At 71.7% G+C, this 21,214-nt stretch carries 21 protein-coding genes; 8 read left to right on the forward strand and 13 right to left on the reverse strand.

The features are described from left to right. Positions 1-6: 6 nt before the first annotated feature. From phnC to G6038_RS06215, 4 genes are read right to left on the reverse strand one after another with little or no spacing between them, the layout of a single operon-like run. Positions 7-891, reverse strand: a complete 885-nt coding sequence (gene phnC / locus G6038_RS06200) for a phosphonate ABC transporter ATP-binding protein (protein ID WP_165036624.1) — start codon at positions 889-891, stop codon at positions 7-9. A gap of 1 nt (position 892) precedes the next feature. Beyond that, complete coding sequence (locus G6038_RS06205) at positions 893-1,855, reverse strand: phosphate/phosphite/phosphonate ABC transporter substrate-binding protein (protein WP_165036626.1); 963 nt, start codon at positions 1,853-1,855, stop codon at positions 893-895. A gap of 30 nt (positions 1,856-1,885) precedes the next feature. Further along, the gene (locus tag G6038_RS06210; protein WP_165036628.1) at positions 1,886-2,563 is read right to left on the reverse strand and encodes a phosphonatase-like hydrolase; all 678 of its coding nucleotides are present in this window, start codon (positions 2,561-2,563) and stop codon (positions 1,886-1,888) included. 32 nt (positions 2,564-2,595) lie between these two features. Continuing rightward, the gene (locus tag G6038_RS06215) at positions 2,596-3,726 is read right to left on the reverse strand and encodes a TIGR03364 family FAD-dependent oxidoreductase (protein WP_165036630.1); all 1,131 of its coding nucleotides are present in this window, start codon (positions 3,724-3,726) and stop codon (positions 2,596-2,598) included. A gap of 97 nt (positions 3,727-3,823) precedes the next feature. On the opposite strand from G6038_RS06215, the gene G6038_RS06220 reads away from it, so the two are divergent. Next, positions 3,824-4,540 carry a GntR family transcriptional regulator gene (locus tag G6038_RS06220; protein WP_165036632.1) on the forward strand — a complete coding sequence of 239 codons (717 nt, stop codon included), beginning with the start codon at positions 3,824-3,826 and terminating at the stop codon, positions 4,538-4,540. Between the two features lie 57 nt (positions 4,541-4,597). Here G6038_RS06220 and G6038_RS06225 read toward each other — a convergent pair whose 3' ends face one another. Next, positions 4,598-4,756 carry a hypothetical protein gene (locus G6038_RS06225; RefSeq protein WP_165036634.1) on the reverse strand — a complete coding sequence of 53 codons (159 nt, stop codon included), beginning with the start codon at positions 4,754-4,756 and terminating at the stop codon, positions 4,598-4,600. Between the two features lie 166 nt (positions 4,757-4,922). On the opposite strand from G6038_RS06225, the gene G6038_RS06230 reads away from it, so the two are divergent. The 3 genes from G6038_RS06230 to G6038_RS06240 are packed head-to-tail and all read left to right on the forward strand — an operon-like array spanning position 4,923 to position 7,435. Next, positions 4,923-5,849, forward strand: a complete 927-nt coding sequence (locus tag G6038_RS06230; protein ID WP_165036636.1) for an AEC family transporter — start codon at positions 4,923-4,925, stop codon at positions 5,847-5,849. A 23-nt stretch (positions 5,850-5,872) separates the two neighbouring features. Further along, positions 5,873-6,265, forward strand: coding sequence for a hypothetical protein (locus G6038_RS06235; protein WP_165036638.1), 393 nt, complete (start codon positions 5,873-5,875; stop codon positions 6,263-6,265). A gap of 3 nt (positions 6,266-6,268) precedes the next feature. Further along, entirely contained in the window at positions 6,269-7,435 is a 1,167-nt protein-coding gene (locus G6038_RS06240) for an MFS transporter (RefSeq protein ID WP_165036640.1), read from the forward strand. 57 nt (positions 7,436-7,492) lie between these two features. Here G6038_RS06240 and G6038_RS06245 read toward each other — a convergent pair whose 3' ends face one another. Both G6038_RS06245 and G6038_RS06250 read right to left on the reverse strand, forming a co-directional pair. Beyond that, positions 7,493-9,430: a VWA domain-containing protein gene (locus G6038_RS06245; protein WP_165036642.1), complete on the reverse strand. Its 1,938-nt coding sequence runs from the start codon at positions 9,428-9,430 to the stop codon at positions 7,493-7,495. Further along, complete coding sequence (locus G6038_RS06250) at positions 9,430-10,815, reverse strand: sigma 54-interacting transcriptional regulator (RefSeq protein ID WP_165036644.1); 1,386 nt, start codon at positions 10,813-10,815, stop codon at positions 9,430-9,432. The genes G6038_RS06245 and G6038_RS06250 overlap by 1 nt, the downstream gene beginning before the upstream one ends. Positions 10,816-10,951: 136 nt before the next feature. Here G6038_RS06250 and G6038_RS06255 point away from each other — a divergent pair, with 136 nt between their 5' ends. From G6038_RS06255 to G6038_RS06265, 3 genes are all read left to right on the forward strand, one after another. Further along, entirely contained in the window at positions 10,952-11,524 is a 573-nt protein-coding gene (locus G6038_RS06255; protein WP_003937765.1) for a DUF4126 domain-containing protein, read from the forward strand. Positions 11,525-11,547: 23 nt separating this feature from the next. Further along, a complete protein-coding gene (locus G6038_RS06260; protein ID WP_165036646.1) occupies positions 11,548-12,507 on the forward strand; it encodes an alpha/beta fold hydrolase in 960 nt (319 codons plus the stop codon). Positions 12,508-12,818: 311 nt separating this feature from the next. Further along, complete coding sequence (locus tag G6038_RS06265) at positions 12,819-13,055, forward strand: hypothetical protein (RefSeq protein WP_165036648.1); 237 nt, start codon at positions 12,819-12,821, stop codon at positions 13,053-13,055. 23 nt (positions 13,056-13,078) lie between these two features. On the opposite strand, the gene purH is transcribed toward G6038_RS06265, so the two are convergent. The 4 genes from purH to G6038_RS06285 form a co-directional block, all read right to left on the reverse strand. Beyond that, on the reverse strand, positions 13,079-14,644 hold the full coding sequence (gene purH, locus G6038_RS06270) for a bifunctional phosphoribosylaminoimidazolecarboxamide formyltransferase/IMP cyclohydrolase (RefSeq protein ID WP_165036650.1): 1,566 nt from the start codon (positions 14,642-14,644) through the stop codon (positions 13,079-13,081). Then, the gene (gene purN, locus G6038_RS06275; protein ID WP_165036757.1) at positions 14,631-15,278 is read right to left on the reverse strand and encodes a phosphoribosylglycinamide formyltransferase; all 648 of its coding nucleotides are present in this window, start codon (positions 15,276-15,278) and stop codon (positions 14,631-14,633) included. Before purN ends, purH begins: the two co-directional genes overlap by 14 nt. Positions 15,279-15,331: 53 nt before the next feature. After that, the gene (locus G6038_RS06280; protein WP_165036652.1) at positions 15,332-17,014 is read right to left on the reverse strand and encodes a DUF6350 family protein; all 1,683 of its coding nucleotides are present in this window, start codon (positions 17,012-17,014) and stop codon (positions 15,332-15,334) included. Positions 17,015-17,079: 65 nt separating this feature from the next. Continuing rightward, positions 17,080-18,294, reverse strand: a complete 1,215-nt coding sequence (locus tag G6038_RS06285; RefSeq protein ID WP_165036654.1) for a DUF5336 domain-containing protein — start codon at positions 18,292-18,294, stop codon at positions 17,080-17,082. 107 nt (positions 18,295-18,401) lie between these two features. Here G6038_RS06285 and G6038_RS06290 point away from each other — a divergent pair, with 107 nt between their 5' ends. After that, positions 18,402-19,025: a YigZ family protein gene (locus G6038_RS06290; protein WP_165036656.1), complete on the forward strand. Its 624-nt coding sequence runs from the start codon at positions 18,402-18,404 to the stop codon at positions 19,023-19,025. A gap of 70 nt (positions 19,026-19,095) precedes the next feature. Here the strand turns inward: G6038_RS06290 and sucD are convergent, their stop codons facing one another. Continuing rightward, entirely contained in the window at positions 19,096-19,998 is a 903-nt protein-coding gene (sucD, locus tag G6038_RS06295) for a succinate--CoA ligase subunit alpha (protein WP_165036658.1), read from the reverse strand. Positions 19,999-20,013: 15 nt separating this feature from the next. Next, on the reverse strand, positions 20,014-21,183 hold the full coding sequence (sucC, locus tag G6038_RS06300; RefSeq protein WP_165036659.1) for an ADP-forming succinate--CoA ligase subunit beta: 1,170 nt from the start codon (positions 21,181-21,183) through the stop codon (positions 20,014-20,016). Positions 21,184-21,214: the final 31 nt, after the last annotated feature.

A 21,214-nucleotide genomic window follows, 5' to 3' on the forward strand; every position in this document is an offset into this window, starting at 1 on the left:
CGGTGCTCACGACGGTCCCGTCGGCGCCGAGGCCGGCCGGGCGGCCGGGTCGACCCGCCGATAGATGTCCATGGCCTCACCCCTGCTCAGCTCCACGGCCGGCCGGTCGAGCACCTTCCGTCCACCGCGCAGGCCGACGATCCGGTGGGCCCAGCCCAGCGCAAGGTCCACCTGGTGCAGGGTGCACACGACGGTGAGCGTGTCCTCCATGCACACCCGGAAGAGCAGGTCCATCACCACCCCGGCGTTCTCGGGGTCGAGGGACGCGACCGGTTCGTCGGCGAGCAGGACGGTGGGACGCTGCATCAGCGTCCGCGCGATCGCGACCCGTTGCTGCTGCCCGCCGGAGAGGGTGTCGGCGCGACGATCCGCGAGGTCGGCCAGCCCCACGCGGTCGAGGTGGGCGAGGGCCTCGGTGCGCATCCGCTTCGGGTACGTCGCGGCGCCGTAGCGGGGCAGGCGCAGGCGCCCGAGCCCGCCGACGAGGACGTTCTCGAGGCAGCTGAGCCGGCCGACGAGGTTGAAGTGCTGGAAGACGAACCCGACCTCCCGCCGCAGCATGCGCAGCTCGGCGCGGGACGCCAGATCGACGCGGGTGCCGGCCACCTCCACGGCCCCGTCGGAGACGCTGTGCAGACCGTTGAGGCAGCGCAGCAGCGTCGACTTGCCCGAGCCGGACAGGCCCAGCAGCACGACGAGTTCGCTGCGGTGCACCTCGAGGTCGACACCGTCGAGAGCCACGGTGTCGCCGAACTTCTTCGTGACGCGACGGGCGGAGACGACGACGTCGTCGCCCGCGACGGTGGGGTCGCCGTCGCCCGCGACGGTGGGGTCGCCGTCGCCCGCGACGGTGGGGTCGCCGTCGCCCGCGACGGTGTGATCGCTGTTCAACTCAGCCCTTGCACTTGTCGGACTCGGTCAGGGCACACACCTCGCGCACGCCCTCGTAGTCGGCGTCGGTCGCGGCGACGACGCCCCACGCCCGTTCGTCGGTGATGCGGCACTCGCCGTCGCACAGTCCCGCGGCGCGCATGTGATCGGCGTTGGCCTTGTCGACGAAGATCGTGCGGAGCCGGTCGACGGTGTCGGCACCGAGCGAGTTGCTCGCCACGAACAGCGAGCCGGCGATCGTCTCGGACTCCCAGACCTTCTTCAGCTCGCCTTCCTTCAGGTCGCCGCTGGCGATCATGGTCTCGTCGACCATGGTGTCGAAGGCGAATCCGGCATCGCAGTCGCCGGCGGCGATCGCGAGGGCCGAGGCGTCGTGGCCGCCCGCGTAGACCGGGTTCACACCGGCGGCGACGGCCTGCTCGGTGCCGGATTCGACGACGCCGGCCTCGATGAGTCCCGCGGAGGGGTAGAGAAATCCGGACGTCGAGCCGGGGTCGACGAAGCACACGTCCTTGCCGGCGAAGTCGTCGATGCCGTCGATCTCGGTGTTGTCGGAGCGGGTGAGGCCGTAGGACCGGTAACCCGGCTCGCCGCCGGCCTCCTGGACGACGGCGCCGAGCGGGCTGACATCGGCGCCGTTGACGCCGGCCACGACGTAGGCGAACGGACCGAAGAAGGCGAGGTCGACGTTGTCGGCGATGATGCCCTCGACCACGCCGGCGTAGTCGGAGGCCTGCACGAACTCGACCTCGGCGCCGGTCTCGCGCTCGAGGAGCGCGATGATCGGGTCGTAACCGGCCTGCAGGTCCGCCGAGTTCTCGGCGGGAATCGCGGCCAGGGTGAGCTTCTCGGGGAAGCCCTGGGCGTTGACGGCGTCGGGATCGGAGCCGCCGCAGGCGGTGAGGGTGAGAGCGAGGCCGGTCGCGAGCGCGGTCGCGGCGACCGTTCGGCTGGAGAAGTGCATGTCGGGAAGTCCTCGGGGTCGGGGTGTCTGTCAGGACTGCAGGAGCAGATCGGGCAGGTCGGCGACGGAACCGACGATGTGGGTGGCCCCGGCGTCGCGCAGCGCCTGTTCGTCGTGGGCGCCGGTGCGGGTGCCGGCGACGACGGAGGCACCGGCGCGGCGGCCGGAGAGCATGTCGCCCACGGTGTCGCCGACCACGGCTACCTCGCGAACGTCGTCGACCTCGGCGCGCAGCAGCGCGGTGAGCACCAGGTCGGGGTACGGCCGGCCGCGACCGGCATCGGACGGCGTGAGAGCGAGATCGGCGAGGTCCTCCCAGCCGAGGGCGGCGAGCAGCCGGTCCTGGGTGGCACGGCTGAAGCCGGTGGTGAGGGCCACGGCGAGACCGGCGTCGCGCAGCCGGGTGATCGCCTCGGCGGCCCCGGGGATCGGCTCGACCTCGCCGGCGTCGACGAATTCGTCGTAGGTCCGTTCGAAGGCGGCGTTCGCGGCGCGGGCCCGTTCCTCGGAGCCGAACAGGGACCGGAAGACGACGATCTTGGACCGGCCCATCGTGTCGAGGACGTGGCGCCGGGCGGCGTCGCGTTCGGGCCCGTCGGTGGGCAGTCCGACGCTGGTGGCGGCCGCGTCGAAGGCGCGGAGGACGAGGCCGCCGTCGGCGACGGTGGTGCCGGCCATGTCGAGCACGGCCAGTCGGATGACAGTCATTGCTACTCCGGAATCGTTGCGGGAGAGGGTGTTCAGAGTTCGAGGAGATCGGCGGTCCGCTCGCCGAGGTAGGGGCCGAGGGTCATGCCGCGGCCGCCCGGTCCGGCGATGATCCAGATGTCGTCGTCGACGCGGGCACGGTGGACGAGTTCGGTGGGATCGAGGCACTGGCTGTAGACCCCGGCCCAGCGCCGCACGACCGGCGGGAGCCGGTGTCCGAGCAGTTCCTCGGCGACGGTGACGAGGTGCTCGTACGGGGCCTCGTCGACGTCGAAGGCGAACGGTTCGTCGTACTCGTGGGTGTCGCCGAGAGTGAGCCCGCCGTCCAGGCGCTGCACGCACAGCAGCTGCATACGGTGCTGCTCGGCGGTGAGCGCCTGCGGTTCGCACGCCTTCAGCTCCTCCAGCGCGGCCCCGGCGAATCCCGGGTAGTAGCGCAGGCTGTCGCCGTCGGCGACGGACGTGGTGAGCTTCTCGCCCAGCGGTGCGGTCTGCATCATCTGCAATCGCACGCGGCGCAGGGGCAGGTCGCCGCCGAGTTCGCGGGCGAGGCCGGACAGGGTCGCTCCGGGGCACACGAGCACGAGGTCGGTCTCGTGGACGGCGCCGTGGTCGTCGCGCACCTGCACGGTGCCGTGAGCGGTGCGGGTCACGGTGCGCGCCTCGGTCCCCGGCCGGAATCGATACCGCCCGGAGGTGGCGAGGTGCCACCGGATCGCGGGCAGGGCGACGCGGGATTCGACGGCGGCGTCGGTGCTGCAGTGCAGGCCGGCGACGAACTTGCCGCGCAGGGCGGGATTGAGCCGCCGGACCGCCTCGGGCTCGAGCAGGGTGAAGCCCCGGTCACGGGCGTCGGCGCGGCCGGCGGCCTCCCGGGCGACGGCCACCTCGGCGTCGCTGCGAAGAAGGGTGATCGATCCGTTCGCCCGGAAACCGATGCCGGGGACGCGGGCGCCGAGGTCGGCCCACAACTCGCGGGAACGCAGGGTGGCAGCCAGTTCGCCCTCGGTACGCCCGGAGACCCACACGAGGCCGAAGTTGCGGACGGTGGCGCCCCGGGCCTCCGGTTCGCGTTCGAGGTGAACGACATCGTGTCCGCGGCGGACGGCGGCGTCGGCGTGGGCGGTGCCCAGAATGCCGCCGCCGATGATCAGGATTCGCATGACCCCGAGCCTGAGCGATGGTCTAGACCAATGGGGAGATCTCAGGCGAACGCGCGGTGAACAATTGGTATAGACCAAAATCCGGTACACTTCGAGCGTGACAGCAACCGCTCGCGAGGCCAGGGTCCCCAAGCACCAGATCGTGCGGCATCAGGTCGACGCCCTGCTCGACGAGCTCTCCGTCGGCGACCCGGTGCCCTCCGAGCGCGATCTCGCCACGCGGTTCGACGTGGCCCGGGAGACCGTTCGCCAAGCACTGCGCGAGCTCCTCGTCGACGGCCGCATCGAGCGCCGCGGCCGGGGCACCGTCGTCGCGAAGCCCAAGATCCTGCAACCGCTGATCATCGGCTCCTACACCGAGGCGGCACTCGCGGAGGGCCGCAGCGCGGGACGCATTCTCGTCGGCTGGACCGACCTCGCCGCCGACCCCGACCTCGCCGATGTGCTCGCGATCGCCGTCGGCGACCCCGTCCTCGAACTCGAACGCATCCTGCTCACCGACGGCGTCCGCGTCGGACTCGAACGGACGCGCCTGCCCGCCCATCGCTTTCCGGGACTCGTCGGCAGCTTCGACTCCACGTCGTCGCTGTATGCGGCGATCCGCGCGCGCGGCATCACCTTCGCGCGCGCAGTCGAGTACATCGAGACCACCCTGCCCGACGCCCGCGAGGCGGCACTCCTCGACGCCGACATCCGCACACCCATGCTCCTGCTCAACCGCGTGTCGTACGACCAGCACGACGCCCCGATCGAGCAGCGACGGTCGCTCTACCGCGGGGACCGGATGACGTTCGTCGCCACGGTGACACCCTGAGCCCGCCGCAGAGCACGGCCGCTCCGGGGCGCGCCCGGCCTCGGGGCCCGGATCACCTCAGGCATCGTCGGCGCTCCGCACGCCGAGATGCTGCAGAACCAGTTCCTGCCGTCGCACCAGCCGCTCCGAGATCGTCCAGTCGGCATGCTGGTAGCGCGGATGCTGAGCCAGCGCGATGACATTGGCCGGAGGATAAACAATCGGGTCGGTCGGCATTTTTTCAGCATCGCAGACTTTCGGCCGGGATGCCCGGGCGGGGCCCGCAGGGACGCTCGCCTACCCGGCATGCCCGGTGAGCAGCGGTGCCGTTACCGCCGGTAAGGTTCTCGGTCTGGCGTGCAGCGCCTGAGTGTCGTGTGGTGACGAAGGGTTGTGACGGTCGGTGTCGGGCGTGATCGCGGGATTCAGCGTCATCTTCGTGATCATCGCGATCGGATTCGCGCTCGGCCGCACCGGCACGCTCGGACCCGAGGGCCAGTTCGTGCTCAGCCGGATGGTGTTCTTCGTCGCCACCCCCGCGCTGCTGTTCGACTCGCTGGCCACCTCCGACCTGTCGGTGATCTTCTCCCCCACCCTATACGTCGCGGCAGCCACGGCGTTCGCCGTCGCCGCGCTCTACCTCGTCGTCGCCACACTCTGGCTGCGCCGGCCCCTGCCGGAACTGACGATCGGCGCGCTGGCCGCCTCCTATGTCAACTCCGCCAACCTCGGTATCCCGATCGCGGTGTTCGTCCTCGGCGACGCGTCGTTCGTCGCGCCACTGCTGCTGTTCCAGATCGTGCTGTTCTCCCCCATCGCGTTGACGATGCTGGACCTGTCCACGATGCGCGCCGGCGCGTCCCGGATGGAGACGATCACCGCCCCGTTCAAGAACCCCATCGTGCTGGCCGGTGCGGCCGGGCTCACCGCCGCCGTCGCCGGCTGGACGCTGCCCCCCGCGCTGATGCAGCCGTTCCACCTCCTCGGGGGCGCCTCGGTGCCGGGTGCCCTGCTCGCGTTCGGCCTGTCGCTCCAGGGTGTGCGGGTACTCGAAAAGGGCACCAGCCCAAGGCGCGACGTCGCACTCGCCTCGGTGCTCAAGATCGTGGTGCAGCCCGTCCTCGCCTACCTCATGGCCCGCCACCTGATGGGCCTCGACGGGCACGAACTCTTCGCGATCGTCGTGGTGGCGACGTTGCCGACCGCACAGAACGTGTTCGTCTACGCCAGCCGCTACGGCCGCGGCATGGTGCTCGCCCGCGACGCCGCGCTGGTCACCACGCTCGCTTCGATACCCGCGATCGGCGTCGTCGCCGCGCTGCTGGCATGACGGGCGCGGCTAGGTTGAGACCCATGCGATTGTTGCTGCTCGCCGCCTGCTGCGTCCTGGCCGTCGCGTGCGGGCCGGGCGGCGCCGGCGTCCCCGCCCTGCCCGAGGCGCCGACGCCGGAGGGGGCAACGGTCTTCACGGCCCGCGACGACCTCGTCGACCCGCACCCCATCCCGATACGGTCGTGGACCCGCGTCGGCGGCGACCGCATCGCCGTCCACTTCGAGACCGGCACACCCGAGTGTTTCGGGGTCGACGCCACCGTCACCGAGTCCGGCACCGCCGTGACGGTGGCGCTGCGCGGCGGCACCCTGCCCGAGGCGGTGGACCGGGCGTGCATCATGATCGCCGTCACCGGTGTGCTCGAACTGACGCTGCGGGCACCGCTCGCCGACCGGATCGTGACGGCCGGCTGATCCATGGCCCGCACTCCCCGGCACTGGCTGCTGCTCCTGTGCACGGCGACGGCGCTGCTGCACGCGACGTTCCAGTCGGTGCGCGTCCTCGTCTCCTACCGCGTTCTCACCCTCGGCGGCGACGCGGCCGTGATCGGCGTCGTGACGGCCCTGTTCGCCCTCGTTCCGCTGGTGCTCGCGGTGCCACTCGGCCGGGCCGTCGACCGCCGGCACGCGGCCGGGATCCTCCGGGGCGGGGTGGTCGTGTCGGTGGCCGGTGCGCTGATCATCGCCCTCAGCCCGGGCCTGCTGGTGCTCGGCCTCGGCAACGCCGTCCTGGGTCTCGGTCAGCTCCTGGTGACGGTGTCCGGGCAGGCGTTCGTGTCGATCCTGTCGCCGCCGGGCGAGCTCGATCGCGGCTTCGCGGGCATCACCCTCGGGGTGTCGGTCGGTCAGGCGATCGGGGTGCCGCTCGCCGGCGTGATCGCTGCGGCGAGCAACGGCGAGACCGTCGAGACCACGCCGGCGCTGCTCGTGATGACGGTTCTGGCCGCGATGGCCCTGCCGTTCGTCGTCGGCTTGCGCGAACCACCCGGCTCCGGACGCACCCCGGACGACGCGCCCCCGCAGTCGGTGCTGTCGATGCTGCGCACGCGCGGGATGAAGCCCGCGATGTTCTCGAGCCTCGTGGTGCTGGCGTCCGTGGACATCGTCGTCGCGTACCTGCCGCTGCTCGGTGAGGAGTTCGGATTCGGGGTGCTGCTCGTGTCGGCCCTGCTCACCGCCCGCACCGTCGCGTCGATCGTCTCGCGCGCGGTGCTGCCGTGGGCGCTGCGGAGGATCCCGCGGCGACGCCTGCTGCTGTCGGCGACGGCGTGCACTGCCCTGCCCGTCGCGGCCCTGCCGTTTCTGCCCGACCCGTGGGCGCTGGGCGCGCTCCTGGCGATCTGCGGCGCCTTCTGGGGTTTCGGGCAGCCGCTGACCATGACGTGGGTGGTCGAACTGGTGGCACCGGCGGACCGGGCGTCGGCGCTGGCGGTACGCCTCACCGGCAACCGTCTCGGCCAGGTGTCGGTACCGTTGGCAGCGGGCGCGATCGCCGGGGTCGCCGGCACCGCATCGGTGTTCCTCGTGACCGCGGGACTGCTGTCGGCTGCCGCGGTGAGCACGTGGCGGGCGCTGCGCAGGTAGACCCCGCCCGTGCGCGTTCTCGGTAGCTCCCGCTACCGGAACCGCGCACGGGCCGCGTCAGCGGCGGCGCAGCCGCACATAGTCGCCGACGACGGCGGCGCCGAGACCGTCGACGTCGGGCGCGACGACCCGCCCACCGACCCGGCGCGCCATCCGGTCGACGATCCGTGCCAGCCCCGGATCGTCGCCGAGCCGGAAGATCGTCACGTGCGCGCCGGCGCGGGCGAGATGATCGAGTTCGCGGACGGTCATCCCCAGGGTGCGGGCGCTGGGTGGATAGTCGAACGCCGCGTAGCCGTCCGCCTCGAGGTGCGCGGTGGGTTCGCCGTCGGTGACCACCAGCACCACCGGCTGGGCGTTGGAGTGCCGGCGCAGGTGCCGGCCGGCCAGCATCAGCGCATGATGCAGGTTGGTGCCCTGCTCGTAGACCCCGTCCAGCCCGGCGAGTTCGGTGGCGGTGACGACGCGAGCGTGCCGGCCGAACGCGATGAGCTGCAGTGCGTCGCCGCGGAACCGGGTCGAGACCAGATGGTTGAGAGCCAGTGCCGTGCGCTTCATCGGCACCCATCGACCGTCCATCACCATCGAGAAGGAGGTGTCCACCAACAGCGCCACCGCGGCCTGGGTGCGCTGCTCGGTCTCGACGACCTCGACGTCGGTGACGTTCATCCGCACCGGGATTCGCGCGGGGGCGCGCAGGGTGGCGTTGGTGAGGGTGCGCACGACGTCCCACGGCTCGGTGTCGCCGAACTCCCACGGGCGCGACGCCCCGGTGGGCTCGCCCGTCGCCCCCGCACGGCGGGTCTCGCGCTGCCCACCGCGGGTGGACAGCTGGTCCATGACGTCGCGCAGCGCGGTCCGGCCGAGTTCGCGCATCGCCTTGGGCGACAGGCGCCACTGCCCGTCGGCGCCGCGGTCGAAGAACCCCTGCCGCTGCAGTTCCTTCTCGAGCTGGGCGAGCATGCGCGCGTCGGCCGCGGCCTCGTCGCCGAGCTGGCGGGCCAGGGCGTCGAGGTCGATGTCGTCGAGGGAGGCCCCGGCGTACTGCTGGGAGAGCTGCTCGGCGAGCGCGTCGAGTTCGGAAACGTCCTGCAGCGCCCCGGTGGCTTCGCCGAGGCCCATGCCCCGGTCGCCGCGGAACCGCTCCGACCCGGCCCAGTCCTCCCCGGGACGGGCGGCGCGCAGGTGCGAGTCGAGGCGGTCGAGCTGCGACATCAGGCTCGGCGAACCGAACGCCTGCTGGGCGAGGGCGTCGAGTTCGTCGCGCTGTTCCTGGCTGAGCGAGTTGCGCAGTCGCTGCGCCGCCGCCGCGCGCTGGGCCAGCGAGTCGAGCAGTTCCTCCACATTGCGGGGGTTCTCCGGGAAGAAGTCGCCGTGCTCGGCCATGAACTGCTCGAAGTCCTCCTGGGTGTCCTCCCCGCGGGAATGCTTGTCCAGCAGATCATTCAGATCCTCGAGCATTCGGTTCACACGCTCGCGGTCCTCGTCGGTCGCGCCTTCGAGGGCCTGCTTCATCCCGGCGAACCGCTGGTCGAGCATCTCCCGCCCCAGCAGGTCGCGGATCTTCTCGTAGTCCTCCCGGGCTTGCGAACTGCGCCAGTCGTAGTCGGCGAGTTCCTGCACGGCCTGGGCGGCGGAGGCGGGCAGTTCCTCGATCCGCATCTCCGCGAACCGGGCGTCGTCGTCGAGAGCACGCGCGAGCGCCTTGCGTTCCTCGAGCACGGCCCGGTCGAGCAGTTCGCGCACCTCGCGCAGCGTGCCGTCGAGATTCGTGCGGTCCAGCAGGTCCCTGCGACGTCGATTCGCCTGCGCGGCAAGCCGGTCCAGGCCTCGCATGGACCCGTGCCCGCGGCGCAGCAGCTCCCGCAGCGCACGCCGCGGCGAACTACCGGACAGCACGTCCTCGCCGATGGCGGCGAGGGCCTCACGCAGATCCACCGGCGGGGCGAGCGGGTCGCCGCCGTCGTAGGGTCCGTACCGCGCGCCCCGGCTCATCAGGAGTACACCGCGGCACCGTCGTCGTCGGCGTGCTTGGCGATCCGCCGCGCCAGGTAGAGGCCCTCGAGGGCGAGTTCGACGGCGGCAGCGCGGGTTCCGATGTCGTCCGCGCCGAGCCGTTCGGCGACGATGTCCAGGACGGGCAGGTCGGGCAGCTCGTCGAGCAGCGACTTGGCGGTGATCCGGTCGCCGGTCACCACCGGCCGGCCCTGCTCGACCGCCGCGACGAGCGGACCGAGGTCCACCCCGGCCAGCCGGGTGCGGGCGGCATCCGCCGTGGCCCGCCGGAGAAGGTGGTCGAGCACCTCGAATTCCCGCCCCTCCTCGCCGGATTCGAACTCGACCTTGCCGCGCAGCACCTCCACGACGGTGCCGAGGTCGACGGGCCGTGCGACGGGGTCGGCCTCGCCGAGCACGGCCCCGCGGCGCATCGCGGCGGCCGCGACGGTCTCGGCGCCGGCGACGGCGAAGCGCGCGGACACGCCGGAACGCTGGTCCACCGACGTGGATTCGCGCAGCAGGCGGGTGAAGCGGGCCAGGATCTCGAGCAGGAAGTCCGGGACCCGCGACTGCAGCTGCGCCTCCTGCTCGATGACGGCGATCTCGTCGTCGAGCTGCGTCGGGTAGTGGGTACGGATCTCGGCGCCGAACCGGTCCTTGAGCGGGGTGATGATCCGGCCGCGGTTGGTGTAGTCCTCCGGGTTGGCGCTGGCGACGAGCAGGACGTCGAGCGGGAGCCGCAGCGTGTACCCGCGTACCTGGATGTCGCGCTCCTCCATCACGTTGAGCAGCGAGACCTGGATGCGCTCGGCGAGGTCGGGCAGCTCGTTGACGGCGACGATGCCGCGGTGGGCGCGGGGCACGAGACCGAAGTGGATGGTCTCGGGGTCGCCGAGGCTGCGGCCCTCGGCGACCTTGACGGGGTCGACGTCGCCGACCAGGTCGGCGACGGAGGTGTCGGGGGTGGCGAGCTTCTCGGCGTAGCGCTCGCTGCGGTGCCGCCAGGCGACGGGCAGGTCGTCGCCGAGCTCGGCGGCGCGGCGGATCGAGGCGGGGGTGATCGGGTCGTAGGGATGCTCCCCGAGCTCGGAGCCGGCGATCACCGGAGTCCACTCGTCGAGCAGCAGGGGCAGGGTGCGCAGCAACCGGGTCTTGCCCTGACCGCGTTCACCGAGCAGCACCACGTCGTGGCCCGCGAGGAGGGCGCGTTCGAGTTGCGGAACGACGGTGTCGTCGAATCCGACGATGCCCGGCCACGGGTCGATGCCGTCGCGCAGGGCGGCGAGCAGGTTCTGCCGGATCTCGTCCTTGACGGAGCGGTGCACGTGGCCCGAGGCGCGCAGCTCGCCGAGGGTGGACGGCCTGACTGTGGGTGACGTCACCCCTCCCAAGGTACGAGCGTTCGGTGATTTCGGCACCTGCAGCCGCGGCGCGTCGCCGCGGCGGGAACCCCGCGCGGGAGCGCCTGCCCGGCCCGGTTCGGCTCCCGGTGTCGGCAGCGATCCCTACACTCCCGCCATGGACACCTGGCTCCTCGCGGCACTGCTCGGCCTCGGGCTGGCCGCCGCCACCGGCCTGCGCACCTTTCTCCCGCTGCTGATGCTCGGCACCGCGGTGCACTTCGGCCTGTTCGGGATCGCGCTCAACGAGTCGATGCAGTGGGTGGGGTCGACGGGCGCGCTCGTCGCCCTGGCGATCGCCACCGTCGTCGAGATCGGCGCCGACCTGGTCCCCCTCGTCGACAACGTCCTCTCGGCCGTCGCGACCGTCGTGCGGCCCGTCGCCGGCGCGCTCGCCGCCTGGGCCGCGTTCGCCGATCTCGACCCGGCGATGGCGGCCCTCGCCGGCATCGTCGTGGGCGCCCCGGCCGCGATGGCGGTGAGCACGGTGCAGACCGGCACCCGCGCGGCGAGCACGGTCACGACGGCGGGACTCGGCAACCCGGCGCTGTCGCTGCTCGACGACCTGCTCTCCTTCGTCACGTCGTTGATCGCGCTCGTCGTCCCACTGCTCGTCGTGCCCCTGCTCGCCGGCTTCGCGTGGGCCGTCCACCGCGGGTACCGACGGCTGAGCCGCCTGCGGACGGGCTGACCGGTTCTGATAGACACGACGCCATGGCGGACACCGACATCTCCTTCTCCAGCGGCGACGTGACCCTGCACGGCAGCCTGCGCGTGCCCGCCGCGGGCGACGGGGACGTCCCCGCCGTGCTGCTTCTCGCCGGCAGCGGTCCCACCGACCGCAACGGCGACAGCGCGCTGCTGCCCGGCCCGATCGGCACCCTGCGTCACCTCGCCGACGTGCTCGAACGCAACGGCTTCGCCAGCCTGCGCTACGACAAGCTCGGCAGCGGCGTCACCGGCCTGGGTCCGTACGACGTATCCGACGTCGCCGACCTCGGATTCTCCACCTTCATCGACGCCGCCACCGACGGCCTGCGGTTCCTCGCCGGACAGCCGGGCGTCGACTCCGAGCGGCTCTACGTCGTCGGACACAGCGAGGGCGCGCTCATCGCCCTCTCCCTCGCTCACGCCGGCGCACCCGTCGCGGGCATCGCCCTGCTCGAGCCGCTGGCCGTACGGCTGCTGGACCTGCTCACCGCCCAGATCGACGCCCAGCTCGACGCCGTCGTCGACGCCGGTCAGCTCCCGATCCAGGTCGCCGACGAACTGCGCCTCGCTCTCGCGGACGCCGTCGAATCGCTGCGTGCCGACGGCACCCTCAGCGACACCCTGCCCGAGCCGCTCCGCAACGCCGGACTGGTGTCGGCGAACGCGAAGGCCCTCGCCGAGGAGGACGCCCTCGATCCGCGGATGCTCGCGGCCCAGCTCGACGGGGCGCTGCCGGTCCTCACCAGCGTCTCCGCGAAGGACATCCAGGTGCGGGTCGAGGACGTCGACGCCCTCGACTCGGCGCTCGTGCACACGAGCCTCACCTCGCTGCGCCTGCACCGGGCCAACCACGTGCTCAAGGACATCGGCGACCAGCAGTCCACCGGCGCCGACTACATCGCCGATCTGCCCTTCTCCGACGAGTTCACCCACGGTTTCGAGGCGTGGCTCGCCAAGCTCTGACCCCTCGCCCGAGACGGGCGGAACACAAGAGATGTCAGATTCGCTTTACTCGGGTATGGTGTCCGGTTAACCCGTAGGAACACACGAGAAAGGTACGGTCCGATGCGAAACGACAAGGTCATCGCGGCGAAGTCGATGCGCATTGCCGTACCCACCTGGTGCCGACACACCTACGCGTACTTCCACTTCGCCAAGTGGCGACCCCGGGAATGAGTCGACGACTCGAAGACTCCTTCTCGGGCACCCGGGCACATCGCCTCGGGTGCCCTTCTTTATCCCGTACCGATCTTGTCCAGTAAGAGGAGAACACGATGAAACTGCGACTCGGCGCCACCGGCGCCGTCCCCAAGGACCTGCCCGTCGATCTCACCGGTCACGCGATCACGATCGACCTGAGCCACGTCGGCACCGAACAGGCCGCGGCCGCTGCGGACCTCATCCGCGAACTGCTCGACCGCGGTGCCGCCCGACTGGTCATCTCCGACGCCCGCGACGCCGCGCCGCGGACCGTGACCCGCCCGGCGACCGGCCACCCGCACGCGGCCTGACGGCGCGGGCGGCCGGGCGGCGCTCAGTGCGCGAAGTGCCGTGCGCCGGTGAGGTACAGGGTCACGCCGGCCTCGCGAGCGGCCTCGATCACCTCGTTGTCGCGCACCGAACCACCCGGCTGCACGATGGCCTTGACGCCGGCCTCGGTGAGCACCTGCAGGCCGTCCGCGAACGGGAAGAACGCGTCCGATGCGGCGACGGATCCGGTGACACGGTCGCCGGCGCGTGAGACCGCGAGCCGGGCGGAGTCCACGCGGTTGACCTGGCCCATGCCGACGCCGACGGTGGCGCCGCCCGCGGCGAGCAGGATCGCGTTGGACTTCACGGCCCGGCAGGCGCGCCAGGCAAACTCGAGATCCGCGAGGGTCTCGGCGTCGGAGGGCTCGCCGCAGGCCAGCTCCCAGTTCCCGGCCGAATCACCCGGCGCGGTGAGGGTGTCGCGCTCCTGCAGCAGCATGCCGCCGGAGATCTGACGCAGCTCGACCTGCGCCGCCTGCGGCGAGTCGGCCCGCAGGATGCGGATGTTCTTCTTGCGGCTGAGCACCTCGACCGCGCCGGCCGCGTACGCCGGGGCAATGATCACCTCGGTGAAGATCTCGGCGACCTGCTCGGCCATCTCCACGCTCACCTCGCGGTTGACGGCGATCACGCCGCCGAACGCGCTCACCGGGTCGCACTCGTGCGCCTTACGGTGCGCCTCGGCGACGGTGTCCGCCACCGCGATGCCGCACGGGTTGGCGTGCTTGATGATCGCGACGCACGGCCGGTCGTGGTCGTGCGCGGCGCGCCAGGCCGCGTCGGCGTCCTGGTAGTTGTTGTAGGACATCTCCTTGCCGTGGAACTGCTCGGCCCGGGCCAGGCCCGGCTCGCCGGCCTCGTTCACGTACAGCGCCGCCGCCTGATGCGGGTTCTCGCCGTACCGCAGCACGGCCGCGCGCTCCCACGTCGCACCGGCCCAGGCCGGGAACTGCTCGGCGGCGTCCGCCTCCGGGACGGCATAGCCGGCGTTCATCCAGCTCGCCACCGCCACGTCGTAGGCGGCGGTGTGCTGGAATGCCTGGGCGGCAAGGGCTTTGCGCTGCGGCAGGGTGAAGCCACCCGCCTGGACGGCGGCGAGCACGTCGTCGTACCGGGCCGGATCGACGACCACGGCGACCGACGGATGGTTCTTCGCGGCGGCACGCACCATGGACGGGCCGCCGATGTCGATCTGCTCGACGCACTCGTCGGGGGTGGCCCCCGAGGCGACGGTCTGCGTGAACGGGTACAGGTTCACCACGACCAGCTCGAACGCCTCGACACCGAGCTCGGCGAGCTGGTCGAGGTGGTCCTGCTTGCGCGTGTCGGCGAGGATGCCGGCATGCACCCGCGGGTGCAGCGTCTTGACCCGGCCCTCGAGGCACTCGGGGAAGCCGGTCAGGTCCTCCACCTTGGTGACGGGGATGCCGGCGCCGGCGATGGTCGCGGCCGTGGAACCGGTCGAGACCAGCGCGACACCCGCCTCGTGCAGCCCCGTCGCCAGTTCGACCAAACCGGTCTTGTCGTAGACGCTGACGAGTGCACGTCGCACAGCCTTACGTTCGGTCACTGGGGATCACGGCCTTTCGTCCATCGGATACAACTCCACGGGTGGCGACGGCGGCGACCACATCGGCCAGCAACCGTCGCTCCACAACCTTGATGCGTTCGTGCAGGGTGGCCTCGTCGTCGTCGTCGAGGACCGGCACGGGTTCCTGCGCCAGGATGGGGCCGGTGTCGACACCGGCATCGACCAGGTGCACGGTCGACCCGGTGACCTTCACCCCGTAGGCGAGGGCGTCGGGGACGGCGTGTGCGCCGGGGAACGCCGGCAGCAGCGCGGGGTGGGTGTTGACGATGCGGCCGCCGAACCGGTGCAGGAAGGTCGGCCCCAGGATCTTCATGAAACCGGCCGAGACCACCAGGTCCGGCTCGTGCGCGGCGACGGCGTCGGTGAGGGCGCGGTCCCACGCGGCGCGGTCCGGGTGCTCGCGCAGCACGACGCGGACATACGGGATGCCGGCGGCCTCCGCGTGACCCTCGGCGGCGCACTCGCGGTCCACTCCGACGGCGACGATCCGAGCGGGATACCCGTCCGTGCGCGTCGCGTCGATCAGCGACCGCAGCAGGCTTCCGGTGCCCGAGGCGAGGACGACGACCCGTGCCGGCGCAGTCGGCGGCAGCTGGTCACGCGAGGCAGTCAGCGCTCTACTCCTGGAACTCGAGAGGGTCGGCCGGATGCTCGGCCGGGTAGAGCCTAGCCCTTGGGGGGTGCGGCCCCGTCCGGCAGGTCGCGGTTGCGCGCCGGCGGCGCGCCGGCATCCTGCTCGGCCTCGCCCGGCTCGCCGGCGGCGTCCTCGACCTCGGTGTCGGCGACGGCGGGAGCCCCGGCGTCGTCTGCGTCTGCGTCGTCGGCGACATCCGCGTCGCCTGCGGCGTCCTGCCCGCCCTCGCGGCCGTCCTCGACGATCTCGGCGTCGAGCACGTCGGCGGCCGGCGTCGCCGGGCCCGCCTCGAGCACCTTCACCTCGCCGAGCGGGGCGGCGTCGGCCTCCTCGACCGGCTCGCCGTCGTCGGGATTCTCGGCGGCGGCGTTCTCGGCGGCGGCGTTCTCGGCGGCGGCGTTCTCCGCGGCGGCGTTCTCCGCGGCGGCGTTCTCCGCGGCGGCGTTCTCCGCGGCGGCGTTCTCTTCGGCGGCCGACGCACGGGCGGCGTCCGCCGCGGCCAGGCGGTGCTCGCGCCACAGCAGCAGCTGCGAGGTGACGAGGCCCAGCAGTCCCGTCCACGCGAACACCAGCACCCCGGCGAGCCACCAGTTTCCGCCGACCACACCGAAGACCCCCAGGGGGCCACCGGCGACCCACGTGGCCAGCGCGGTCGTCGCGCCCGCGAGCGCCGCCGCGGCGACCACCGTGAGCGCGGCGTCGGTGGAGGACGCGTACTCCCCCCGGGCCCGCGCCTCGAGGTGGCGCTGGGCGACGTACCGTCCGAGCAGCGCACCCACCGTCGCGGGAACGGCCAGCAGCACCGGCCAGAACGGCGCGGCCGGTCCCGGTGGAATCACGGCGAGCACCGGCAGCGCGGGCAGGTCACCGCCGGTCGCCTCGAACAGGCTCAGGGTCACGTCGCCGAACTGCACCGTGCTGCCGGCCACCACGGCGGCGGCACCGATCAGCACATTGGGCAGGTACAGCACCGACAGCACCGTCAACCCGAGCGCCCCGGTCACTCCCCCGCCGCGACCGATCAGGTCACCGACCACGGTCCACGACCACAACAGCCCGAGTACGGTCACCACCCCGGCCGAGGCGAACATCCCCAGCACCGTGCGGGCCGCGGGACACACGGCGGCGACCAGCCAGTTCGGCACGCCGTAGCGGACGGACAGCGGCCGCCACGTCCGGGCACCGATGCCGAGCCCGGCCCCGAGCAGGTAGAGCGCGGTCACCCAGGCCAGCGCGGCCGCCGGATTGGGGGTGACGACGGGCAGGACGCTCGCCGCATCCTGGATCACGATCAGTGCCACGACCGTGATCACCGTCGGACCCGCGAGGGTGGCCACGGCGATGCGTGAGGCGTTCCGACGATCGAGCGGACGGCCGCCGAGCGCGACGAAGCCCTCGGTGGCCGAGCCCGCGGCCCTGGCGGTCAGCCATACCAGCACCGCCGTCGGCAGCAACGGCAGCACGCCGAGCGATACCCCGTCGATCGTCAGCGTCACCTGGTGCAGGGCCAGCCAGCTTCCCGCGATCGCCGCGTAGATGCCGGTCAGATCGCTGCTCGCGGCCACCATTGTGGTCACCACCAGCGTGGCGATCAGCGCGAGGGTCACTACCGGCACCTTGGCCGCCGTGCCGAGCAGGATCCGCAGTTGCTCCGGTTCGACCGGGTTGCCTTCCGGGGTGGTGTGCCGGTCGGACCGGCCTAGCGTCGAGGTCATCGTGTCGAGAGTGTCACCCGGCGACGATCGTGACGGTCAGGCGCGCCGCAGCACGTGCGGAGCCGTCACCGCGGCTCGTCACCGGGGCGGAACGCCTGCGTCGGCGCCGGGTCCGTCGTCCGCTCGGTGTCGCCCTCCGACGGGCGCCCCGCGACATCTTGGTCGGAATCGGCGGCCCGGGGGGCGAGCACGGTCGGCTCGTCCGCGCCGCCACCGGCGGGCTCTCCCGGCCGGCCCGAAGGACCGGGCGACCCGGCGCCGTACGGGGCCTGGGCTCCCGTCGGGGTGTAGGCCTGCTGGCCGGGGTGCTGCCCCTCGGATTGCGACCGGTCGACGCGCAGCGGCTGGCTCAGGTGCTCGGTCTGGGCGCCGTAGTCCGGGCTGGGGTAGTGCTCGCGCGGCTGCGCGCCCGAGTACTGGGTGCCCGGGTACTGCCCCGATGGGTACTGCCCCGATGGGTACTGCCCCGACGGGTACTGCCCCGACGGGTACTGCCCGGTGGAGTACTGCGGCTGCTGGTAGCCGGGGTACTGCGCCGAGGACCCCGAGGGATAGGCCGAGGACCCCGAGGGGTAGCCGGAGCCCGGCGTTCCGTATCCGCTCGACGCCGCGCCGGGAGCGTAGCCCGGACCGGACGGATAGCCCTGCCCCGCGCCGGTACCCTGCGCTCCGTAGCCCTGGCCGCCGTAGCCCTGGCCGCCGTACCCCTGACCGCTGTACCCCTGACCCAAGCCCTGCCCGCCGCCTTCCTGGCCACCGAACGACTGCGCGGGCGCGCGGCGCTGACCGGGCACCAGAATGCCGATCCCGAAGAGCAGCGCCATCAGCGCGAGCGCGGTCTGCAGGAAGCCGAGGACGAGGATCGACACCCCACCCCACGAGATGCCGGTGTCGTCGGGCAGGTGGAAGAGCTGGAACAGCGACACCACGAAGCCGACCGCGGAGGCCGCCACCGCGACGGAGCGCAGGTCCTGACCCGGTAGCAGCGACAGCGCCGCGGCCGCGCCGCCGAAGAGCAGGAAGGCCAGCGGCACGACCGCGAACCCGAAGTCGAACGACGACAGCGCAACCTGGGTGCCGAAGGAGATCCGCACGTACGGGGCCAGGCCGAGCAGGAAGTTCAGCACCGCCAGCACCGCGACGGCGATCGGCAGGAGCAGCGGCACCACTTTGTCGGAGACGCCTCGGGAGGCGAGGCCGGATCCTCCCCCGGTCGACGACCCCGTGGGACCTGACGGGGTGTCGGACCGGCCCGTTCCCGAGCCTGCTGGGTAGGTCATCGCTCCTCCTGATGTCGTCGGCTGCTCTGCGACCAGCCTAGGCACGATCACCGTGGGCGGCAGGAGTCCCGCGAATCCGGCGAATCCCCACCGGCGAGAATGTGCGCATGCCCAGCACCCTCGAGCCCGGAGCGGACGTCGTCGCCGAGACGGAGATCAAGCATTCCCGCTTTCGCGCCGTGCTGCGTCGCGTCGACTCGGATACCGCCGCACTCGCCTTCGTCGAGGAACAGCGGAGGCTGTATCCCGATGCGCGGCATCATTGCTGGGCCTTCGTGGTGGGCGACGAACCGGCGCACCGGGCGGAGCGGTCGAGCGACGACGGGGAACCGGGTGGCACGGCCGGGGTGCCGATGCTGCAGGTGCTGCACCATCGCGATCTGGTGAACGTCGCGGTGGTGGTCACCCGCTGGTTCGGCGGCATCAAGCTCGGCGCTGGGGGGCTGGTCCGGGCGTACTCGGGTGCGGTGGCCGTTGCGGTCGACGCGGCGACGCTGGTGCGGCGGGAGCGACGGGAGGTGTTCACCCTGGCGGTGGGGCACGGCGACGCCGGCCGGGTGGAGTCGGAACTACGGGGCCGCGGGGTGAGCGTGCTCGACGTGTCGTACACGGAGCGTGTCCTCTTCACGGTCGCGGCCCGGGATGCGGCCGGGTTGCGGAGCGTGGTGGCGTCGGCGACGGCCGGTGCCGGCGAACTCGAGCCCGTCGGCACCGAATGGGTGGACGGGTAGGCAGCGGAGCTGCCGGTGCGTCCTTTGGGAGGTCAGGACCGCCCAAAGGACGCACCGGCGGCGAAGCCGCCTACAGGGACTGCAGAAGCTCGCGCGCGAGAGCGGCGGTCTCGGACGGCGTCTTGCCGACCTTCACGCCGGCCGCCTCGAGGGCGTCCTTCTTGGCCTGCGCGGTGCCCGAGGAGCCGGAGACGATGGCGCCGGCGTGGCCCATGGTCTTGCCCTCCGGAGCGGTGAACCCGGCGACGTAGCCGACGACCGGCTTGGTCACGTTGGCCTTGATGTAGTCGGCCGCGCGCTCCTCGGCGTCGCCGCCGATCTCGCCGATCATGACGATGAGCTTGGTCTCGGGATCCTTCTCGAACGCCTCGATGGCGTCGATGTGGGTGGTACCGATGACCGGGTCGCCGCCGATGCCGATGGCGGTCGAGAAGCCGAAGTCACGCAGCTCGAACATCATCTGGTAGGTCAGGGTGCCGGACTTGGACACGAGGCCGACCGGGCCCTTGCCGGAGATGTTGGCCGGGGTGATGCCGACCAGCGACTCGCCCGGGGTGATGATGCCGGGGCAGTTGGGGCCGATGATCCGGGTCTTGTTGCCCTTTTCGAGGTTGTAGGCCCACGCGTACGCGGTGTCCTGCACCGGGATGCCCTCGGTGATGACCACGAGCAGCGGGATCTCCGCGTCGATGGCCTCGATGATGGCGTCCTTGGCGAACTTCGGGGGGACGAACGCGATCGAGACGTCCGCGCCGGTCTCCTTCATCGCCTCGGCGACGGTACCGAAGACGGGCAGCTCGACGGCAGAGCCGTCGGCGGCGGTGTGGGACACCGTGGTGCCGGCCTTGCGGGCGTTGACGCCGCCGACGACCTGGGTACCGGCCTTGAGCATCAGGGCGGTGTGCTTGGTGCCCTCGCCGCCGGTGATGCCCTGGACGATGACCTTCGAGTCCTTGTTGAGGAAGATAGACATGTTCTCCGTGTGTCCTTACTTCGCGGCGTGCGCCAGCTCGGCGGCCTTGTCAGCGGCCTCGTCCATGGTTCCGACCAGCGTGACCAGCGGGTGGTTGGCGTCGGCCAGGATCTTGCGGCCCGCCTCGACGTTGTTGCCGTCCAGGCGGACGACCAGCGGCTTGTTGGCCTCGTCGCCGAGCATCTCCAGCGCCTTGACGATGCCGTTGGCGACCGCGTCGCACGCGGTGATGCCACCGAAGACGTTGACGAACACGCTCTCGACCTGGGCGTCGTTCAGGATGACGTCCAGGCCGGCGGCCATGACCTCGGCGGACGCGCCGCCACCGATGTCGAGGAAGTTGGCGGGCTTGACGCCGCCGTGCTTCTCACCGGCGTACGCGACGACGTCGAGGGTCGACATGACCAGTCCCGCGCCGTTGCCGATGATGCCGACCTGGCCGTCGAGCTTGACGTAGTTCAGGTCGTGCTCCTTGGCCTTGGCCTCGAGCGGGTCGGTGGAGTCCTTGTCCTCGAGCTCGGCGTGCTCGGGCTGGCGGAAGCCCGCGTTCTCGTCGATGGTGACCTTGCCGTCGAGGGCGAGGATCTGATCGTCGGGGGTGCGCACGAGCGGGTTGACCTCGACCAGGGTGGCGTCCTCGGCGACGAAGACCTCCCACAGCTTCTGGATGGTCACGGCCGCGGCGTCGAGCACCTCGGCGGGCAGGTGGCCCTGCTCGGCGATGCTGCGCGCGAACGCGAGGTCGACGCCCTTGACGGCGTCCACGGGAACCTTGGCGAGTCGCTCGGGCTTGGTGGCCGCGACCTCCTCGATCTCCATGCCGCCCTCGACCGAGCACATGGCCAGGTAGGTGCGGTTGGCCCGGTCGAGCAGGAAGGAGATGTAGTACTCCTCGGCGATGTCGCTGGCCTCGGCGACCAGCAGCTTCTTGACGATGTGACCCTTGATGTCGAGGCCGAGGATGTTCTCGGCGTGGGTCTTCGCATCCTCGGGGGTGGCGGCGTACTTCACGCCACCGGCCTTGCCACGACCACCGGTCTTGACCTGGGCCTTGACCATCACAGGCTTACCGATTTCCTCGGCGATCGCCTTGGCATCGTCGGCCGTGTCGGTCACACGACCCAGCGACGTCGGCACACCATGCTTGGCGAAGAGTTCCTTCGCCTGGTATTCGAAGAGATCCATCTGCTCACCGTCTCGTCTGCGTTGACGCCCG

This window comes from Rhodococcus sp. 14C212 (genome assembly GCF_011058195.1).
GTDB lineage: Bacteria > Actinomycetota > Actinomycetes > Mycobacteriales > Mycobacteriaceae > Rhodococcus > Rhodococcus aetherivorans.